The sequence below is a fragment of the Pseudomonas sp. EggHat1 genome, from assembly GCF_014892995.1.
Taxonomy (GTDB): Bacteria; Pseudomonadota; Gammaproteobacteria; order Pseudomonadales; family Pseudomonadaceae; genus Aquipseudomonas; species Aquipseudomonas chaetocerotis.
Genome location: NZ_JACKQK010000016.1, coordinates 43,689 through 62,627, shown reverse-complemented (window position 1 = coordinate 62,627; position 18,939 = coordinate 43,689). Strand labels below are relative to the sequence as shown.

Annotated in this window: 19 protein-coding genes; 14 read left to right on the top strand and 5 right to left on the bottom strand. The window is 63.0% G+C overall.

Annotation, left to right across the window (positions count from 1 at the left end):
* Positions 1 to 108: 108 nt before the first annotated feature.
* Positions 109 to 1,209, top strand: a complete 1,101-nt coding sequence (locus tag INS93_RS21075; protein WP_192985401.1) for a TRAP transporter substrate-binding protein — start codon at positions 109 to 111, stop codon at positions 1,207 to 1,209.
* A 75-nt stretch (positions 1,210 to 1,284) separates the two neighbouring features.
* On the opposite strand, the gene INS93_RS21070 is transcribed toward INS93_RS21075, so the two are convergent.
* Entirely contained in the window at positions 1,285 to 1,689 is a 405-nt protein-coding gene (locus tag INS93_RS21070) for an acyl-CoA thioesterase (RefSeq protein WP_017676341.1), read from the bottom strand.
* Positions 1,690 to 2,052: 363 nt separating this feature from the next.
* Here INS93_RS21070 and INS93_RS21065 point away from each other — a divergent pair, with 363 nt between their 5' ends.
* The 4 genes from INS93_RS21065 (at position 2,053) to INS93_RS21050 (ending at position 4,294) form a co-directional block, all read left to right on the top strand.
* Positions 2,053 to 2,250: a hypothetical protein gene (locus INS93_RS21065; RefSeq protein WP_192985400.1), complete on the top strand. Its 198-nt coding sequence runs from the start codon at positions 2,053 to 2,055 to the stop codon at positions 2,248 to 2,250.
* A 19-nt stretch (positions 2,251 to 2,269) separates the two neighbouring features.
* Entirely contained in the window at positions 2,270 to 2,434 is a 165-nt protein-coding gene (locus INS93_RS21060; protein ID WP_017676339.1) for a DUF1328 domain-containing protein, read from the top strand.
* Between the two features lie 10 nt (positions 2,435 to 2,444).
* The gene (locus tag INS93_RS21055; RefSeq protein ID WP_160018588.1) at positions 2,445 to 2,906 is read left to right on the top strand and encodes an inhibitor of vertebrate lysozyme family protein; all 462 of its coding nucleotides are present in this window, start codon (positions 2,445 to 2,447) and stop codon (positions 2,904 to 2,906) included.
* 158 nt (positions 2,907 to 3,064) lie between these two features.
* A complete protein-coding gene (locus INS93_RS21050) occupies positions 3,065 to 4,294 on the top strand; it encodes a nucleoside recognition domain-containing protein (protein WP_192985399.1) in 1,230 nt (409 codons plus the stop codon).
* 21 nt (positions 4,295 to 4,315) lie between these two features.
* Here the strand turns inward: INS93_RS21050 and INS93_RS21045 are convergent, their stop codons facing one another.
* Positions 4,316 to 4,900 carry a hypothetical protein gene (locus INS93_RS21045; protein WP_192985398.1) on the bottom strand — a complete coding sequence of 195 codons (585 nt, stop codon included), beginning with the start codon at positions 4,898 to 4,900 and terminating at the stop codon, positions 4,316 to 4,318.
* A 290-nt stretch (positions 4,901 to 5,190) separates the two neighbouring features.
* Between INS93_RS21045 and INS93_RS21040 the strand changes: the two genes are divergently transcribed.
* Positions 5,191 to 6,168 carry an SDR family oxidoreductase gene (locus INS93_RS21040; RefSeq protein WP_192985397.1) on the top strand — a complete coding sequence of 326 codons (978 nt, stop codon included), beginning with the start codon at positions 5,191 to 5,193 and terminating at the stop codon, positions 6,166 to 6,168.
* On the opposite strand, the gene INS93_RS21035 is transcribed toward INS93_RS21040, so the two are convergent.
* A complete protein-coding gene (locus tag INS93_RS21035; protein WP_160018592.1) occupies positions 6,137 to 6,352 on the bottom strand; it encodes a dodecin in 216 nt (71 codons plus the stop codon). The two genes, INS93_RS21040 and INS93_RS21035, sit on opposite strands and share 32 nt — an antisense overlap.
* A 124-nt stretch (positions 6,353 to 6,476) precedes the next feature.
* Here INS93_RS21035 and INS93_RS21030 point away from each other — a divergent pair, with 124 nt between their 5' ends.
* The 6 genes from INS93_RS21030 (at position 6,477) to INS93_RS21005 (ending at position 14,901) form a co-directional block, all read left to right on the top strand.
* Positions 6,477 to 6,977 (top strand): sigma-70 family RNA polymerase sigma factor, encoded by a 501-nt coding sequence (locus tag INS93_RS21030; RefSeq protein ID WP_256667065.1) that lies wholly within the window; start codon positions 6,477 to 6,479, stop codon positions 6,975 to 6,977.
* Positions 6,974 to 7,924, top strand: a complete 951-nt coding sequence (locus INS93_RS21025; protein WP_192985395.1) for a FecR domain-containing protein — start codon at positions 6,974 to 6,976, stop codon at positions 7,922 to 7,924. Before INS93_RS21030 ends, INS93_RS21025 begins: the two co-directional genes overlap by 4 nt.
* 207 nt (positions 7,925 to 8,131) lie before the next feature.
* Positions 8,132 to 10,555, top strand: coding sequence for a TonB-dependent siderophore receptor (locus tag INS93_RS21020; protein ID WP_192985394.1), 2,424 nt, complete (start codon positions 8,132 to 8,134; stop codon positions 10,553 to 10,555).
* A gap of 234 nt (positions 10,556 to 10,789) precedes the next feature.
* Positions 10,790 to 11,308: a sigma-70 family RNA polymerase sigma factor gene (locus INS93_RS21015; protein WP_160018596.1), complete on the top strand. Its 519-nt coding sequence runs from the start codon at positions 10,790 to 10,792 to the stop codon at positions 11,306 to 11,308.
* On the top strand, positions 11,305 to 12,261 hold the full coding sequence (locus INS93_RS21010; protein ID WP_192985393.1) for a FecR domain-containing protein: 957 nt from the start codon (positions 11,305 to 11,307) through the stop codon (positions 12,259 to 12,261). Before INS93_RS21015 ends, INS93_RS21010 begins: the two co-directional genes overlap by 4 nt.
* 198 nt (positions 12,262 to 12,459) lie before the next feature.
* Positions 12,460 to 14,901, top strand: a complete 2,442-nt coding sequence (locus INS93_RS21005; RefSeq protein ID WP_192985392.1) for a TonB-dependent receptor — start codon at positions 12,460 to 12,462, stop codon at positions 14,899 to 14,901.
* A 157-nt stretch (positions 14,902 to 15,058) separates the two neighbouring features.
* Here INS93_RS21005 and INS93_RS21000 read toward each other — a convergent pair whose 3' ends face one another.
* Positions 15,059 to 15,961 carry a LysR family transcriptional regulator gene (locus INS93_RS21000; protein ID WP_192985391.1) on the bottom strand — a complete coding sequence of 301 codons (903 nt, stop codon included), beginning with the start codon at positions 15,959 to 15,961 and terminating at the stop codon, positions 15,059 to 15,061.
* 72 nt (positions 15,962 to 16,033) lie between these two features.
* Positions 16,034 to 16,633: a DUF3592 domain-containing protein gene (locus tag INS93_RS20995; protein ID WP_192985390.1), complete on the bottom strand. Its 600-nt coding sequence runs from the start codon at positions 16,631 to 16,633 to the stop codon at positions 16,034 to 16,036.
* Between the two features lie 123 nt (positions 16,634 to 16,756).
* On the opposite strand from INS93_RS20995, the gene trpB reads away from it, so the two are divergent.
* Entirely contained in the window at positions 16,757 to 17,983 is a 1,227-nt protein-coding gene (gene trpB, locus INS93_RS20990; RefSeq protein WP_192985389.1) for a tryptophan synthase subunit beta, read from the top strand.
* Positions 17,980 to 18,789 (top strand): tryptophan synthase subunit alpha, encoded by an 810-nt coding sequence (gene trpA / locus INS93_RS20985; protein ID WP_192985388.1) that lies wholly within the window; start codon positions 17,980 to 17,982, stop codon positions 18,787 to 18,789. Before trpB ends, trpA begins: the two co-directional genes overlap by 4 nt.
* Positions 18,790 to 18,939: the final 150 nt, after the last annotated feature.

The window sequence follows — 18,939 nt, the reverse complement described above, 5'->3', positions numbered from 1 at the left end:
TTTAGTCGTAGTAGCTAGGCTTGTAGGTCACGACCCCCTATGTTATTCACGCCCGGTCTACCTTCGGCGATCCCGTGGTAAGACCAATACAACAAGAAGGAGCATTGCATGAAACGTCGCGACATACTCGCCGCAGCGGGCGTAGGCCTTGCAGCAACCGCACTGGCTGGCTGTAAAGAAGAGGCCAAGAGCGCCGCAGCACCCCAAGAGGGCTCGAGTTCCCAAACCTTCAACTGGAAGATGGTCACCTCCTGGCCGAAGAACTTTCCGGGCGTCGGCGTGGGGGCCGAGCGCTTCGCCAAGCTGGTCGATGAAATGAGTAACGGCCGCCTGAAGGTCAAGGTGTACGCAGCCGGTGAACTGGTACCGGCACTGGAAGTGTTCGATGCAGTCTCCCGCGGTACCGCCGAGATGGGTCACGGCGCACCGTACTACTGGAAAGGCAAGGTCCCGGCGGCCCAGTTCTTCTGCGCCTCGCCATTCGGCCCGAATGCCCAGGAAATGAACGCCTGGCTGCATCGTGGCGGTGGCCAGCAACTGTGGGAAGAAGTCTACAAACCATTCGGCGTGCTGCCGATGGCCTGTGGCAACACCGGCGTGCAGACCGCTGGCTGGTTCAACAAGGAAATGAACTCGGTCGAAGACTTCAAAGGTCTGAAGATGCGTACCCCTGGCCTGGGCGGCGAAGTGCTGACCAAGATGGGCGGCACCGTGGTCAACATGCCGGCCGGTGAAATCTTCACCGCCATGCAGACTGGCGCCATCGACGCCACCGAGTGGATCGGCCCATACAACGATCTGGCCCTCGGCCTGCACAAAGCAGCCAAGTATTACTACACCCCAGGCTGGCAGGAGCCGAGCGTTCTGTTCGAGCTGGACGTCAACATCAAGGCCTGGGAAACCCTGCCGGCGGACCTGCAAGCCATCGTTCGCGCTGCTGCTCGTGACGTCAACGGCGACATGCTCGACGATTACAACGCCAAGAACATGGAGGCCATGGAGCAACTCAAGGCCGACGGCGTGGAAGTTCGCCGCCTGCCGGACGAAGTCCTGGCCCGCCTGAAGGAAGTGGCGGCCGAGGTGGTCGATGCCAGCGCAGCGGCCGACCCGGCAGCAACCAAGGTGTGGGAACACCAGAAGGCCTACCTCAAGCGCCTTTACGAATACGCGGAAAGCAACGAGAAGGATATCTACAACATCCGCGGCTGATCGCTCAGCAAAACAAAACGCCGGCTTCTAGCCGGCGTTTTCGTTACTGCAATTCGCGTTTGCGCTGGGTGAACGTCAACCGCGACGCGGCGGCACCGGGCGAGTGCGACCACTGCCGTCGATGGCGACGAACACGAATACCGCCTCGGTGACCTTGCGCCATTCGTTGGACAGCGGATCATCGCTCCACACCTCGACCATCATCTGAATCGAACTGCGGCCGATCTCCAGTGCCTGGGTGTAGAACGATAGCTGGGCGCCCACCGATACCGGTACCAGAAAGGCCATGCGATCGATGGCGACGGTCGCCACACGGCCACCTGCGACCTTGCTCGCCATCGCGGTGCCGGCGAGATCCATCTGCGATACCAGCCAGCCACCGTAGATATCCCCGAAACCATTGGTCTCGCGCGGCAACGCGGTGATCTGCAGGGCGAGGTCACCCTGGGGAATCGGGTCTTCCTGTTCGTAGTCGTTCATCGGTTCGAGACTCGCGGCGCGGTTGTTGTTCTGGGCGCGGAACCCGCATGGCACACGGGCGCAGCGAGTATACCGACTGTGCAGTCGACGAGCGACCACTCTGGCAGGCCGCAAGACGTCACAGCCCATGCCGGGTCGTGCAAAACGCACGACAGGCCAAGCCTCGTTCGGGCAGTATGCCTGCCCCCTAGCACCTCTTAGAAAACATAAATAACTGATTCTTAAGGATTTTATACAAAAAAACAGCCTGGCACGGGTGCTGCACTGTTCCCAGTGGGTGGCCGGTCATGCACCGGTTGCAATGCAGAACAAGGAAGAGACGGATAACGAGCCATCCGCCTCCAACGCAACAGGAGAATCGCCATGTGGATAGTTGCTCTGGTGCTCGCCACCTTGCTGCTTCTGCTCAGCCTGACGCTCGCCAGCGTTGTACTGATTGGCCAGACCCTGTGCGCGAGCCGCAATACCGCCGAGCTGGAGCTGCCCACGGGCGCTGCGCCCCAGCCTGTAGACCCGAGCAACGCGCAAGACCCCTGGCCTGCCTGGGCCTTCACCCACTGATCCATCGAGGAGAAACACCATGCTTAGTTGGGCAGTCACTTTCCTGATCATCGCCATCATCGCCGCAGTACTGGGCTTCGGTGGTATCGCTGGCACCGCTGCAGGTATCGCCAAGATTCTGTTCGTGGTGTTCCTGGTGCTATTCATCGTCTCGTTCGTCATGGGCCGTCGCCCGCGTCTTTAGGGAGAAATAGATGCAGTCGATTCACGCCATTGCCGCCGCCCTGCTGATGGGCGGCGCCCTGGCGGCTCAGGCCGCCGACCGCGACACCAGTTTCCATCCAGGCGAGTTGCTGACCAGTAACGCCGAGTACCGCCATGCCTGGCAGGACCTGGTAAAGGATGAAGAGCGCCTGCCGGACTGGCTGATCAATCTCAGCGGCCTGTCTACTCCCATGCAGGCAGTGGAAGCCGACAGTGATCGCTACCTGGTCGGCCAGGTCTGCGAAGCGCACAGATGTTTCGGGCAGCGCGCCTATGTCGCCTTCGAATGGGAAGACGACGAAGCCTACGCGCTATACGTGCAGGTGCCCGATGGCCTGCCCGAGGATCGCGCGCCCAGTGAACACGCCAGCCTGCGCTGGTTGGGCGACCCGGACGAGGAGGTCCAGCAGATGCTGATGGAACAGCTGCGCAGCGATCCCAACTGGTATTGAGTGACGACAGTTTGCCGGCTGTCCCATAGACACCGCCGGCACGTTATCATCCCCCGCCATAACGGCATGCCCTCCTGCATCCGGCGCTTCGCGCCACCTTTCCCTCAGGGATAAGAACACCAAGGAAGGCACCGCCGGCCAATCTAAGGGGGGTCGCAATGCTCAATGGCCTATGGCTGAGCTTTTTTCTGCTGGGTGCTGCTGCCGCTCTGGCACGCTGGCTGATCGGCGGCGACGCCGCCGTATTCGGCGCGATGGTCGAGAGCCTGTTTGCCATGGCCAAGCTCTCGGTCGAGCTGATGGTGGTGCTGTTCGGCACCCTGACGCTGTGGTTGGGGCTGCTGCGCATCGCCGAAAAAGCTGGGCTGGTCGATCTGCTCGCACGCATGCTGGGCCCGTTGTTCGCCCGCCTGATGCCGGAAGTGCCACGGGGCCACCCGGCGCTCGGGCTGATCAGCATGAACTTCGCCGCCAACGGCCTGGGCCTGGACAACGCCGCCACGCCCATCGGCCTCAAGGCCATGCGCGCCCTGCAGGATCTCAACCCCAGCGCCAACACGGCAAGCAACGCGCAGATCCTGTTCCTGGTACTCAACACCTCATCGCTGACCCTGCTGCCGGTATCGATCTTCATGTACCGCGTGCAGCAAGGCGCCGAAGATCCCACCCTGGTGTTCTTGCCCATCCTGCTGGCGACCAGCGCGTCGACCCTGGCCGGCCTGCTCGCGGTGTCGCTGATGCAACGCCTGCGCCTGTGGGACCCGGTGGTGCTGGCTTACCTGATTCCATCCGCGCTGCTGCTCGGCGGCTTCATGGCCCTGCTCGCCGGCATGAGCGCCACTGCCCTGGCGGCGCTGTCATCGCTGCTCGGTAACCTCACTCTGTTCGGCCTGATCCTGCTGTTCCTGGTGGTCGGCGCCCTGCGCAAGGTGGCGGTGTACGAGAGCTTCATCGAAGGCGCCAAGGAAGGCTTCGATGTGGCCAAGAGCCTGCTGCCCTATCTGGTTGCCATGCTCTGCGCCATCGGCGTGCTGCGCGCGTCCGGCGCGCTGGATTTCGGCCTCGACGGCATTCGCTGGCTGATCGAAGCGCTGGGCTGGGATACCCGCTTCGTCGACGCCCTGCCCACTGCGCTGATGAAACCCTTCTCCGGTGGTGCTGCACGCGCCATGCTGATCGAAACCATGGAGAATTTCGGTGTCGACAGCTTCCCGGCGCTGGTTGCGGCTACGGTGCAGGGCAGTACCGAGACCACCTTCTACGTGCTTGCGGTGTACTTCGGCGCGGTCGGCCTGCAGCGCGCCCGCCATGCCGTAGGCTGCGCGCTGGTCGCCGACGCGGCAGGCATCATCGCCGCCATCGGCGTGTGCTACTGGTTCTTCGGCTGATCGTCTTCGCGCTGGGGCGGCTCAATCGGCGCCGAACCCCAGCTTGTCGCCCGCCCAGCTCAGCAACGGATCGGTGTGCTGGTATTCACGCAACGCCAGCAGCTTGGGCGCGATGAACGCCTCGAAGTCCTCGGGCTGCTCGAAGTACACCCCGGTGAAGATGGTGAACATCGACTTGTTGCCGACTGTGGCATAGAACAGGTTGCCCACCGGCTCACCGTCCTGGGTCAGCAGCTTGAGGCTGGCGCGACTGGCCAGCTTGGTTTCCAGTGGCAGATCCTGCTGCACCAACCCGCTGTCACGCAGGCCGAACGAGGCGCCGAACGTCTCGGCGTAGCTGGTCATCAGGGCATCACCGGCGCGCGGGTAAAGCGAGACGCCGCTATAGAGATAGAACCAGTCGCTGCCCTCGCTCTCGAAACTGAGGTCGATGCTGCGCGCAGCGTAGGTCACCAGCTTCTCGTAGCGCCCCTCGTCCGGCGCCTCGTAAGCGGCGAAATCCTCACCGCTGAGCAGCAGGCGGCGCTCCTCGACAAGTGGCGGTTCGTTGTCGATGCAGCCGCCGAGCGACAGCGCGACGAACAACACCAGCACCATCCTGAACATGACTATCCTCCCTGAACAAGCGTGGCCAGCTTGCCTGATCCACGCCTTGGTGGCCAGCCGCAACCCTCATGGCTGTGCGCGGTGCCACACCCTCCGTCCGCCTGGCGTAAATCGCCACGGCCGCTGGCGACTTCCGCCATTGTCAGCCGACGGTCGCCTGCCTAGCCTGACGCCGGGTAAAAACAATAACCACCAGGCCCGTTTATCCAAAGGGCCACGTCCGTCGCGCCGGGGCTCTTCCGGCAATCGAACGGACCAGGGCGGACATCAGCGTCCGCCGGGAGACCGTCATGCGCGTTCTGATCACCGGTGCAGCCGGCTTCATAGGCCATCAGTTGCTCGACGAACTGGCCATTCAGCACCCCGAATGGACGCTTATCGCCGCAGACATACGCCCCCTCGCCAGCCAAGGGCTGAAAGCCAACGTCGAGCCGGTGCTGCTGGACATGGGCCGCCCGGCGCAGGTGCGCGCCTGCATCAGCGGCTGGAAACCAGACGCCATCGTCCACCTGGCCACGGTAATACGCCCACCGCGCGATATGACCGAAGCCCACCTGCACGCCATCGAAGTCGGTGGTAGCCAGTGTCTGGTGGACAGCGCACTCGCCAACGGCGTACGCCAACTGATAGTTGCCAGCTCCGGCGCAGCCTACGGCTACGCCGCAGACAATGCCGAATGGATCGACGAAGACCAGCCGCTGCGCGGCCACCCATATTTCGCCTACGCCAAGCACAAACTGGAGATCGAACAATTTTTGGCGCGCTGCCGCGAGGAACATCCGCAACTGCGTCAACTGGTGCTACGCCCCGGCACCATCCTTGGCAAACGTCTGAACAACCCGATCAGCGACCTGTTCAAGAAGCGCACGGTGCTCGGCGTGCTCGGCCACAGCAGCCGTTTCGTGTTCATCTGGGAGCAGGATGTGGTCAGCATCATCCGTCAGGGCCTGGAAGAGAACCGCGAAGGTATCTACAACCTGGCCGGCGATGGCGCGTTGAGCCTCAAGGAAATCGCCGAGATCCTCGGCAAACCTTATCGGCCGCTACCAGCGCCGCTGCTCAGCGGCGCGCTGCGCCTGCTCAAGCCACTGGGGCTGAGCCAGTACGGCCCGGAGCAGCTGGATTTTCTGCGCTACCGGCCAGTGCTGGCCAATCAGCGGCTAAAGGAAGAGTTCGGCTACCAACCGCGCTATTCAAGCCGCGAAGCGTTCTTCGCCTTCCTCGCCGCCCAGGGCATCAGCTACCACTCAAGCGAAAGCCAATCTTGAGCGTGACCTGGTAGTGACCCACCTTGCCATTCTCGATATGGCCACGGGTATCGACGACCTCGAACCAGTCCATGTTGCGCACGCTCTTGGCGCATTCGGCCAAGGCGTTCTCGATGGCCTCCTCGATACTCGTGCGGGACGAGCCGACGATTTCGATCTTCTTGTAGGTGTGATGGGTGGACATGATGGGCTCCTGAGTCTTGAGGGTTCATCCTTGAGACTAGCCTGCTGAGCATTAGTGTCATTTACAGGCAGCTCGTTACATCGTTAAGATGCGACAAATTCTCATTCGTCATGAGACGATTGCCGTGTCGACTGCTTCCAAATTGGGCTTTCTCTTTAGCGACCACCATCGCTGGCTACTGCAGTATGTTCAGCGCCAATTGCGTAACCGCGCTGACGCCGAAGACACCGCTGCAGAAACCTTCTGCCAACTGCTCACCGCCCGTGTCGATCCGGAAAGCCTCGAACAGCCTCGCGCCTTTCTCTCCACTGTCGCCCGGAGGCTGATCTACGATCGCTACCGCCGCCAGCGTCTGGAGCAGGCCTACCTGGAGCGCCTGGCGCTGCTGCCCGAAGAGTTCGCCCCCTCGCCCGAGGAAAAGATCCTCCTGTTGGAAGCGCTTACCAGCATCGACCGCACGCTTTCAGACCTGCCCCTGGCAGTGAAACAGGCGTTCCTCTACAGCCAGCTCGATGGTTTTTCCTATGCAGAGATCGGCCGGCGCCTTGGTGTCTCCGAGCGTACGGTGGGCCGCTACATGACCCAGGCCATTCGCCAGTGCTGGCTGAGCGGTATGCAGCCGTGAAAAGCGAAGCGCTCGACCCCGTCGTCGAACAGGCCATCGACTGGATGGTGCGCTTGCGCTCGGGCCGTGTTGACGTACGTACCGAGGATGCCTTCCAGAACTGGCTGAATGCCGCACCCGGCCATGCCCATACCTGGCAACAGCTGCAGAGTCGGTTGGGCGAGCCCTACGACATCGTGCGCCGCGCGCCGAGCGCCCTGCGCGAGCCCTTGTTGCAACCCACCCATGGCCGCCGCGATGTATTACGTGGGCTGGTTGGTGTCGGCCTGCTCGGTGGCGGCCTCTGGCTGGCGGCGCGCAGCGACAGCGGCCAGACCCTGCTGGCCGATCTGCATACGGGCACGGGCGAGCGGCGCAACCTGACACTGGCCGATGGCAGCCGTTTGAGCCTGAATGCCGGCAGTGCTGTGGATCTTGATTTCTCCGCCGGGCAACGCTTGCTCCGCCTGCGTCGCGGAGCACTGGTGGTGCAGGTGGCGACAGATCCGTCGCGGCCTTTCATCGTGCGTACCGAGCAAGGTGATGCACGCGCACTGGGTACCCGCTTTCTGGTCGAGCGCCAGGACGAGTCGACCCGTGTGGTGGTTCTGGAGCACTCCGTGCGGGTCTCCCTGCCCACGGGCAGCCAGCTCGACCTGCAGGAGGGGCAGTCCGCTGTACTGCACGCGGCACGCATCGAGCGTCTCGACAGCGACCAGCGCTTCCGTGCCGACTGGCAGGAGGGCCAGCTCAGCGTGCTTGATGAGCCGCTGGATGCGGTGATCGAGGCCCTGAGGCCTTATCGTCGCGGTCTTCTGCGCCTCGACCCACAGATACGCAACCTGCGGGTGCAGGGCGTATTCCCACTGGACGACAGCGACCGCGCGTTGAACGCACTGGCTGAGACGCTGCCGCTCAAGATCGAGCGTTATGGCCCCTGGCTGACCCTGATCAGGCCGCGCGGCTAGGAGCCAGGCCGTACAAGGTGCTGAAGCGGTTGCCGGATGATCGATCCAGACGGCGGTGGCGCAAGCAGATCGCCGACTTGTCCACGAATGTGAATACAGACCTCATGATCAGCCCGGGAAAAGAATGAAAACTCTTCGCATCCGTGTCCGGTTTTCATATTTCGCGGCACCTCTCTCCTGACGACACACATATTCAGGAGAATTTCCGTGCTCAAACCCTGGCCACTCGCCCTGGCAGTCGCGCTTTCCTCCGGCCTGCCGCTTGCCATTGCTCATGCCGAATCTACCGTGCAACAGCAGGTGCTGACCTTCGATCTAGCCGCCGCCAGCCTGGGCGAAACGCTCAACGCCATTGCCCGCCAAAGTGGCCAGGTGATCTCTCTCGATCCGCAACTGGTCAGCGGCAAACGGGCGTCTGCCGTACGCGGTTCGATGACCGCCCAGCAGGCCATGCAACAGGCGTTGGCAGGCAGTGGGCTGCAATTGGTGGTGACTGCCGGTGGCAATTTGAGCGTGCAGCCCAAAGCAGATAACGCCGACGCACTGGAGCTCGGCGCCATGACCGTGAATGCCGCTCAACTGAGCGCAACCACCGAAGCCAGCGGCTCCTACACCTCCAATGCCGTGTCGCTGGGCAAAGGCGTGCAACGCCTGAAGGACATCCCACAGTCGATTACCGTGATGACCCGCAAGCAAATGGATGATCAGAACACCCAGACGATCTCCGAACTGGTCAGCCGCACCCCAGGACTTACCGCGACCCGCTCACCGGGTTCGGGTCTGTTCATCTACTCCCGTGGTTTCAGCATCGACACCTTGCAGTACGACGGCGTGCCGATCCCGCGCAACACCTACTCGCTAGGGAGCTACCTTACCGAAGACCTTGGTTTTTACGATCGTGTCGAGGTACTGCGTGGCCCAGCTGCGCTGTTGCAAGGCGGCGATAGCCCGGGCGGCGCGATGAACCTGGTGCGCAAGCGTGGCCAGCAGCAGGCCGCAGCCACTCTTACCGGCAAGGCGGGCTCATGGGATCGCTATGGTCTTCAGGTGGATGCTGGCGGGCCACTGAACGACAGCGGCACGCTGCGTGGTCGTACCGTGGTCAGCTACAACGACAGCGACTCCTTCATCGACTATGTGGGGGGCTGGAACCAGACGGTCTATGCCGCAGTGGACTACGACTTCACCCCGGATCTAACCGTGGGCGTCGGCGTGGCCAACCAGAAAGGCCACGCGCGCCCGGCAATGCTCGGTCTGCCACGCTACGCCAATGGCAGCGACCCGGATTGGTCGCGTTCGACCTACGTCGGTGCCGACTGGAACCGCTCCAACAACGACCAGACCAGCGTCTTTCTCGATGCCGCCTATCGCCTCAACGACAACTGGCAGGTCAAGGCCGCCAGCGTCTACATGAGCGAACATAACGGCGCCACCTACCAGGCCCTGTGGGATGCCTTGCCGACCAACGGCTCGACCGACAACACCTACATCGACTGGAGCACCGACTTCACTACCCACAGCAAGGGCCTCGATCTCTACCTGGATGGTGATTTCACCGGCTTCGGTTTCGAGCAGACCTTCCTGCTGGGCGCCAACTACTCGCGCATCAACACCGACGACCGCTGGGCGCGCGCGCCCACCTTCGGTGCCGATTCGTCCAACGTCGACCATCACCGGCCGATGCCGAACATCTACGACCTGGCCAATCGTGGCCATGGAGAAACGCCCCAGTATGAGGTGGAGCAGAAAGGCCTCTACTCGCGCTGGTCGATCAACCTGACCGATCCACTGAAACTGATCGTGGGCGCCCGCGTCAGCTGGTACGACTACAGCTACGGGTCGGAAAACTTCGACGGCAGCAATCCCAGCGAAACCACCACCAAGAGCACCGGCAAGGTCTCGCCCTACGCGGGCCTGGTCTATGAACTGGATCAGCAGTGGTCGGTGTACGCCAGCTACACCGATGTGTTCCAGCCGCAGAGCACACTCGCCTCGCCGACCTCGGTGGTCGAGCCGATCATTGGCACTAACTACGAGCTGGGACTCAAGGGCGAACTGCTGGACGGCGCCGTAAACACCTCGATCGCCCTGTTCCGTTACGACCATGAAAACCGTGCCGTGCAAAACCGTAACGGACCGATGGATTGCAACGGCTGGTACTGCTCGACGGCGTCGGGCAAGGTGCGCAGCCAGGGCCTGGAAGCGCAGATCAGCGGTGAAGTGCTGAGCGGCCTGCAGGTGATGGCCGGTTACGTCTTCAACACCACCCGCTATCTGGAAGACGGCACCTACAAGGACAAGGTCTTCAGTACCTGGACGCCCAAGCACCAGCTCAAGCTGTGGGCTGACTACACCTTGCCAGGTGACTGGAGCCGCACCTCGGTGGGTCTGGGTACCACGGCCGTCAGCGGCACCACGTCCTATGACCATGTGTTCGACCTGCCCGGTTACACCGTCTGGGATGCGCGGGTGGCCTACAAGGTCAGCGACGAGATCAGCGTGGCAGCCAACCTGAACAACCTGCTCGACAAGAAGTACTACGTGCCTGCGTACAGCACCATCGACTACAACAACTACTATGGCGAGCCGCGCAACGTGATGTTTAGCGTCCAGTACACGCCGGAGTTCTGAGCCGTAGAGGCATCGACTGACGAGTATTGATCGTCGATCGTTCCCACGCTCTGCGTGGGAACGAAGCCCAGGGCGCTCCGCGCCCGTGCGCTATACGAGAGAAACCACCCACAGCGCCCTGGCGCAGCCGTCCGAATATTCAGCCAATTCTCACTGCAGCTGTTCCCAAACCCGTGGCGCCTCCATGCAATCGCGATCAATTCTTATCTGCATCGGCGCGCCAGGGAGTTTCGGGTGTCCAGCGTTCTGCCGCCTTCATCGCTGCACGATGACGTACACAGGCTTTACAACAATCACCATGGTTGGCTGCAAGGCTGGCTACGCCGCCGCCTGGGCGATCGTGAACGGGCCGCCGATATTGCCCAGGACACCTTCCTCCGCCTGCTGGTAACACGGCGCATGCCGCAACACGGCGAAGGCCGCCGCTTCCTCGCGCAGATCGCCCGCAACCTGATCATCGACCAGTGGCGCCGTCAGCGTATTGAACAGGCCTATCTGGAAAGCCTCGCCGCTCTGCCGGAACCGGAAACCCCGTCGCTGGAGACCCGTGCCATGGTCATCGAAACCCTGATGCAGATCGACGCCATGCTCGACGGCATGCCGGCCAAGGTGCGCGAGGCCTTCCTACTGTCGCAGTTCGAGGGGCTGACTTATCCACAGATCGCCGAGCGCCTCGAAGTCAGCGTCAGCTCGGTGCAGAAGTACATGCTGCGCGCCATCGCCGCCTGCTATCAGGTGCTCTACGCCGAATGAAAACCGCCCAGGACGCGCCCATCGCTCCCGCCATCGTCGAGCAGGCCAGCCACTGGCTGATGCTGCGCTGGGGCGGCGAACTGGATGATGAACAGCAGCGCCGTTTTACCGAGTGGCAGGCCGCCGACCCGGAGCACAACCGTGCCTGGCAGCGCCTGGAGCAACTGCAAAGCACCCTGACCGGCGTACCGAGCGACACCGCCCGCGCCGTCTTGCGTGAAATGCCCGATGCACGCAGGCGGCAGGCACTCAAACTGCTCGGAGCGCTACTGGTAACCGGCGGCAGCGGTTTTCTCGCCCACTCGCAACTGCCCTGGCGCGAGGTCATGGCCGACCTGCGCAGCGGCACCGGCGAACGCCTGCAACGCACCTTGCCGGATGGCAGTCGACTGAGCCTGAACAGCGGCAGCGCGGTGGACATCCTGTTCGGCGCGAGCGAGCGACGCATCCGCTTGCTCGACGGCGAACTGCTGCTCGACAGCGGCCACGATGCGACCCATCGTCCGCTGATCGTGGAAACCGCCGCCGGGGAGATCCAGGCGCTGGGCACACGCTTCTCGGTGTACCAGCAGGGCGGCGGCAGCCAGGTCGAACTGTTCGAGGGCCAGCTGGAATTGCGTCCACGGCATGCACCGCCAGTGCGCCTGCAAGCCGGACAAAGTCGCTGGTTCTCCGCCACGCGCCTGGGTGAGGTTGCTCCGGCAAACGCCAACGCCATCGCTTGGAACGACAGCCGCTTGATCGCTGAGCGCATGCCACTGGGCCAGTTTATCGCTGAGCTGTCACGCCATCGCCCTGGTGTGTTGCGCTGCGACCCGGCAGTCGCCAGCCTGCCGCTGACTGGCGTATTCCCCCTGGCCGACACCGACCGGGTGCTGACGGCGCTGCAGCAGTCGCTGCCGGTCAGGGTGCACAGCCTGACGCGCTACTGGGTCACGGTAGGGCCGGCGTAGAAGCCTTCCCCGGAGACAGCGCAACCGTGGGAGGGGCTTTAGCCGCGACCGTTACGGGCCTGAAGCGCCTCTCACAAGTGCCTGCTTAAGTGCTGAAGGCGATTGAAAAGATTTCTGCAGACCCTTGTCGGTTTTGCCGGGTCGTCCGGGATACCTCTTGAAACTAACAAAGAAGCATTCTCAAGAGGATTATCCAGAATGCCGCATCTGCCCACTTCGACCCATTCCCGGCTTAGCCTCGCGGTTCGCCACGCCCTGTTCGCCGGCCTGCTGGCCGGCACTCCGCTGCTCCTCGCCACGCCCATCGTCCAGGCCCAGCCGGCTGCCAGCGAGCAGGTACGTGCCTACGCCATCCCCGCCGGCCCGCTGGATCAGGCGCTAAACCGTTTTGCGAGCGAAGCCGGCATTCTGCTGTCCGTCGATGCACAACTTACGGCCGGTAAACGCAGCCCGGGGCTCAATGGCAGTTACTCGGTGGAGGAAGGCTTCCCCCTGCTGCTGGCCGGCACCGGTCTGCGCCCCCTCAACCAGGGCGGCAATTATGCGTTGGCCGTAGCGGTGCAAGGCGGCGATGCGCTGGAGTTGGCGGCAACCACGGTGACTGGTACTCGGCTTGGCGCCACCACCGAGGGCACCGGCTCCTACACCACCGGCTCAAGCAACACCGCGACCAAGATGGCCATGAGCCTGCGCGAAACACCGCAGTCGGTCACCGTACTGACGCGGCAGAAGATGGACGACCAGAATGTCCAGTCGCTGGACGATGCGGCGCGCACCACCACCGGCATCACCTACACCAAGATCGGTACCGGGCGCTCCACCTACTACTCGCGCGGCTTCGAGGTCAGCGACCTGCAATTCGACGGCATTCCGAGCAACATCTCGGAAAACTACTCGATGGACGTCATGTCCACGGCGAACATGGCGATCTACGACCGCGTCGAAATCGTGCGTGGCGCCAACGGTTTACTGCAAGGCACCGGAAACCCCTCCGCGACCATCAATCTGGTGCGCAAGCGGCCGACGGAGGACTTCCGCCTGGGCGCTGAACTGGGTGCCGGCTCCTGGGACAACTACCGCAGCCAGATCGATGTGTCTGGCCCACTCACCGACAGCGGCAACATCCGTGGCCGGGCAGTGGCCTACTACAACAACGCCAACAGCTACCGCGATGGCTCGGAGAACGACAACCAGCTGCTGTACATGATCGGCGAAGCCGACCTGAACGACTCCACCGTGCTCACCCTGGGCGCCAGCGCGCAGAAGGACAACAGCAACGGTTACGACTGGGGCGGCCTGAATACCCGTGCCGACGGCTCGTTCTATCCGCTGTCGCGCTCGACCAACTTGGCCGGCGAATGGGCCTATCTGGATCGCAACAACTACACCCTGTTCGGCGACATCACCCACCACTTCGCCAACGAGTGGAAGCTGACCCTGGCACTGAACTCGATCTGGTCCGACGCTGGCTTCCTCTCCTCGTACCCGGCGCGCACCAGCGGCGACAACTACCGGCTGGTGGTGTCCCAGGCCGACTACAAGGATCGCCAAATGGGCGTCGATCTGTACGCTACCGGCCCCTTCGAACTGTTCGGTCGCAAACACCAGCTGATGCTGGGCGCCAATGATCGCAAGGACGAGTTCGACGTGGGCATCCACACCGCCAGCAACACGCCGACCATCGACATCACCGATTTCGATCACAGCGCAATTCCCGCACCCAACCTCAACGCCGCCCAGTCCGACTACGCCTACGTGCGCAAGGAGCGCGGCCTGTATGCCGCCTCGCGCTTCAGCCTCAGCGACGACCTGAGCCTGATCATCGGCAGCCGCGCCAGCTGGTCCGACTACAAGGTAGACAGCCCCTACGTGCATGACCAGTACAAGGAGGACGGACGCCTGATTCCCTATGCAGGCGTGGTGTACGACCTCGAACAAAACCACTCTCTGTACGCCAGCTACACCGAGATCTACAAGACCCAGAGCTATTACAGCGTGGGCGACACGCTGCTCAATCCGATCGAGGGTGAAAACTACGAATTGGGGCTCAAGGGTGAATATTTCGGCGGCCGCCTCAACACCGCCGTCGCGCTGTTCCAGACCGACCTGCTGAACATGCCAGAGGCACAGGTGGCGGCCCCAACCTGCGGTGTGACCGGAACGAGCAGATGCTATGAAGAAGGGGCCAAGGTGCGTAACCGCGGCTTCGAGCTGGACATTTCCGGCGAGCCGCTCGAAGGCTGGAACGTCAGTGCCGACTACACCTACAGCGACCCCGAGTATGTCGGGGGTGCGAGCAAGGGGTCAGACTACTACCGGCGCATCCCACGCCGCTTGCTGAAGGTGTCGACCAACTACCGCCTGCCCGGCGTGCTGGAGAAGTGGCGCGTAGGGGGCGACGTCTATGCGCAAAACCATACCGCTGCCGACGTCACCTCATACACCATCGAGCAGGGCGGCTACACGCTGCTCAACCTGTACGCCAACTATCAGATCAACCATCAGTTCAGCGTGCAGTACAACCTCAACAACGTCCTGGACAGGAGCTACTACCAGTCGCTGCCAACCTCCAACAACTGGGGCGGCCTGCATTACGGCGACCCGCGCAACTTCAGCCTGACCCTGCGTTACACCTACTGAGATGGCTTGCCGGGCTCAGAACAATATGGCGACGCCAAGCAAGCCGTAAAGAAGGTGACTGGCCACCCGTGGAAGGCCACAAAGCGTCTTCCACCAGCCCGGCGCCATACCCTGCAACGGTGGATAAGCTGGCGCTGCGGCTGAAGGAGCAGTGAGCTCAGCCCGAGAAGCTCTCGCTACCCAGCTCCGCGCGTAGCCACTCGGCCAGACGTTCGGCGCGCGGATCGCGGGCGCGACCAGGCACCCAGAGCGCCAGCCGCGCAGCGGTTTCGACGAAGCCCCAGGGCGCGACCAGGCGGCCGGCGGCCAGGTCGTCGGCCACCAGCGGCTGCGGCGCGATGGCCACGCCCAGGCCGGCGGCGGCCGCCTCCAGCAGGTAGTAGAGATGCTCGAAACCCTGGCCCTGTTGCAGCCGCGCCGGCTCCAGGCCCTGCGCCGCGGCCCACTGCGGCCAGGCCTGGGGGCGCGAAGCGGTGTGCAGCAACGGTTCCTCGAGCAGCGCCGCAGCGGGCGCATCGCGCAAGCGCGCATAGCCGGCAAAGCGCGGACTGAGCACTGGCCCGATCCGTTCGATATCGAGCTCATGCACCTGCATGTCCGCCGGCCAGGGCGGCGCGGCGAAGCACAGGGTGGCGTCCACCCCGGGGCGGCGCGGGTCCAGCTCGCCCTCACTGGCCGATAGCTGCAGGCGCAGCTCCGGCAGCTCGCGATTGAGGCGATCCAGGCGTGGGATAAACCAGCGTGCCAGCAGGCTACCGGGGCAAGCGAGGACGAAGGGCGCATCGTCCTGGCGTTGCCGGAGCTCGGCGCAGACCCCACGCAGGCGCTCGAAGGCGTCGCCGGCAGCATCGCGCAAACGCATGCCGGCATCGGTGAGCTTCACCCCACGACCGTCCTTGTCAAACAAACTGACGCCGAGCTGTTCTTCCAGCGCACGAATCTGCCGACTGATCGCACCATGGGTGACATGCAGCTCCTCACCCGCACGACTCACACTCTGCAGGCGGGCGGCGGCCTCGAAGGCGCGCAGGGCGTTTAGCGGGGGCAGATCTCGATTCATGTCATCAATCTGCAAGGCGCGGAAGGAAGCTGGTATCGACGCTGTAACGTCGAGGGTCATTGGGGTCGACCATTACCTGCAGAAATTCATTCCCGATAAACGGCTGCGGGTCGAACCACAGGTCTTCGCTGTAGAACAGATGTACTTCGCCGGTACTCGGGTTGCACCACTGACAGACCAATTGCCAGGCCGGCACATTGTTGAAGGTGGAAAACGGGTTGCGCCGGATTTCCACGAACTGTGCCTGTACGGCCTGGCCTTTAGTTTGAGCCGTTTGCGCCGGCTGTCGACCAGCGCCTCCGGTATTAACAGCACCAGCCCGATCAACGTGAAGAACAAACCAATGGCACCCAGTATCAGGCTGATGAACCAGTTCTGCAGGAAGCTATCGATATGCGCGTGCTGCGGCTCCAGGGGGTCGTAGAACAATTCGACCGTGTCGCCTTCGGCATAGCCAGGCCGACTGCAGACCTCGCCCGTAAAGGTAATGCGCTCCCCCGGGCGGGGAAAGAATTCGACGAGAGGGCAGCCCCGGCCCATCAACGCCACCACACTGCCAGTCGTTCGCACCATGCGTTCCTCTTCATTCCATCTGTGATTTTGTAGAACCAATGCGATGGCAATAAGAAAAGCGCCTACCACAGGAAAAGTCCATAACCAGCGATCATTCATGCTATTCATCCATGATTAATATGTCAGAAAAAATCACATGTTTAAGCAAATTAATCAGTTTTTATCTACCCCCTTCAAGCCTTAAGCTACCTCCATTGTCTGACCAACCAACGGATGACAGCCATGCCTGGTTCACAGAATTCCTTTCGCACCGGCCCCGACGCTCGCGGCCTGTTCGGTCGCTTCGGCGGCCAGTTCGTCGCCGAAACCCTGATGCCGCTGATCAACTCACTGGCCGCCGAATACGAGAAGGCCAAGAGCGATCCAGCCTTCCTCGAAGAACTCGCCTACTTCCAGCGCGACTACATCGGCCGTGCCAGCCCGCTGTACTACGCCGAGCGCCTCTCCGAGCACTTCGGCGGAGCGAAGATCTACCTCAAGCGCGAAGACCTGAACCACACCGGCGCGCACAAGATCAACAACTGCATCGGCCAGATCCTGCTGGCCAAGCGCATGGGCAAGCAGCGCATCATCGCCGAGACCGGCGCTGGCATGCATGGCGTGGCCACCGCCACCGTGGCTGCACGTTTCGGCATGCAGTGCGTGGTGTACATGGGCACCACCGACATCGACCGCCAGCAGGCCAACGTCTTCCGCATGAAGCTGCTCGGCGCCGAGGTGATCCCGGTCACTGCCGGCACCGGCACCCTCAAGGACGCCATGAACGAAGCCCTGCGCGACTGGGTGACCAACGTCCACAACACCTTCTACCTGATCGGCACTGCCGCCGGCCCACATCCGTATCCGGCCATGGTGCGCGACTTCCAGTCGGTGATCGGTAACGAAGTGCGTGAGCAGATCCTCGACAAGGAAGGGCGCCTGCCCGACTCGCTGGTGGCCTGCATCGGCGGCGGCTCCAACGCCATCGGCCTGTTCCACCCCTTCCTCGACGACAGCGGCGTGCAGATCGTCGGCGTCGAGGCGGCCGGCCACGGCATCGACACCGGCAAGCATGCGGCGAGCATGGCTGGCGGCGCACCGGGCGTGCTGCACGGCAACCGTACCTTCCTGTTGCAGGATGACGACGGCCAGATCACCGACGCCCACTCGATTTCCGCCGGCCTCGACTACCCGGGCGTCGGCCCGGAACACGCCTGGTTGCACGAGATCAAGCGCGTCGAATACGTGCCGATCAGCGATGACGAGGCCCTCGAAGCCTTCCACCAGTGCTGCCGCCTGGAAGGCATCATCCCGGCCCTGGAAAGCGCCCACGCGCTGGCCGAAGCCTTCAAGCGCGCACCCAGGCTGCCCAAGGATCACCTGATGGTGATCAACCTGTCCGGTCGTGGCGACAAGGACATGCAGACCGTGATGCACCACATGCAGGACAACCAGGAGAAGCACGCATGAGCCGCCTGCAGAACCGTTTCGCCGAACTCAAGCAGGAAAACCGCGCCGCACTGGTGACCTTCATCACCGCCGGTGACCCCGACTACGCCACCTCGCTGAGCATCCTCAAGGGCCTGCCGGACGCCGGCGCCGACGTGATCGAGCTGGGTATGCCCTTCACCGACCCGATGGCCGACGGCCCGGCTATCCAGCTCGCCAACATCCGCGCGCTGGCCGGCAAGCAGGGCATGCAGCAGACGCTGCAGATGGTTCGCGAATTTCGCACCAGCAACCAGAGCACGCCGCTGGTGCTGATGGGCTACTACAACCCGATCTTCGTCTACGGCGTCGAGCGCTTCATCGCTGACGCCAAGGCCGCTGGCGTCGACGGCCTGATCGTGGTCGACCTGCCGCCAGAGCACAACGACGAACTGTGCGAGCCGGCGCAGAGCGCAGGCATCGACTTCATCCGCCTGACCACCCCGACCACCGACGACGACCGCCTGCCCACCGTACTGGCTGGCAGCTCCGGCTTTGTCTACTACGTGTCGGTAGCGGGCGTGACTGGCGCCGGTGCGGCGACCATGGATCACGTCGAGGAAGCCGTGGCGCGCCTGCGTCGTCACACCGACCTGCCGCTGTGCATTGGCTTCGGCATCCGCACCCCGGAGCACGCCGCCGAAGTGGCCAGGCGCGCCGAGGGCGCGGTGGTCGGCTCCGCTCTTATCGACAAGATCGCCGAAGCGCAAAGCCCGCAACAGGCCATCGACGGCGTACTCGGCCTGTGCCGCGAACTGGCCGAAGGGGTACGTGGCGCGCGGCGCTGATCGCATCTCTGGCAAGTTAAAAAGCCGCTGGCGGAGCGACCCGTCAGCGGCTTTTTCATGGGCATGTCGTAGCCAATAACTCGGTGACCTGGATTGAGGACAGCGATACCCCGGAAATTGACTATTGGGTTTCGCGAGGCTCACCCCATC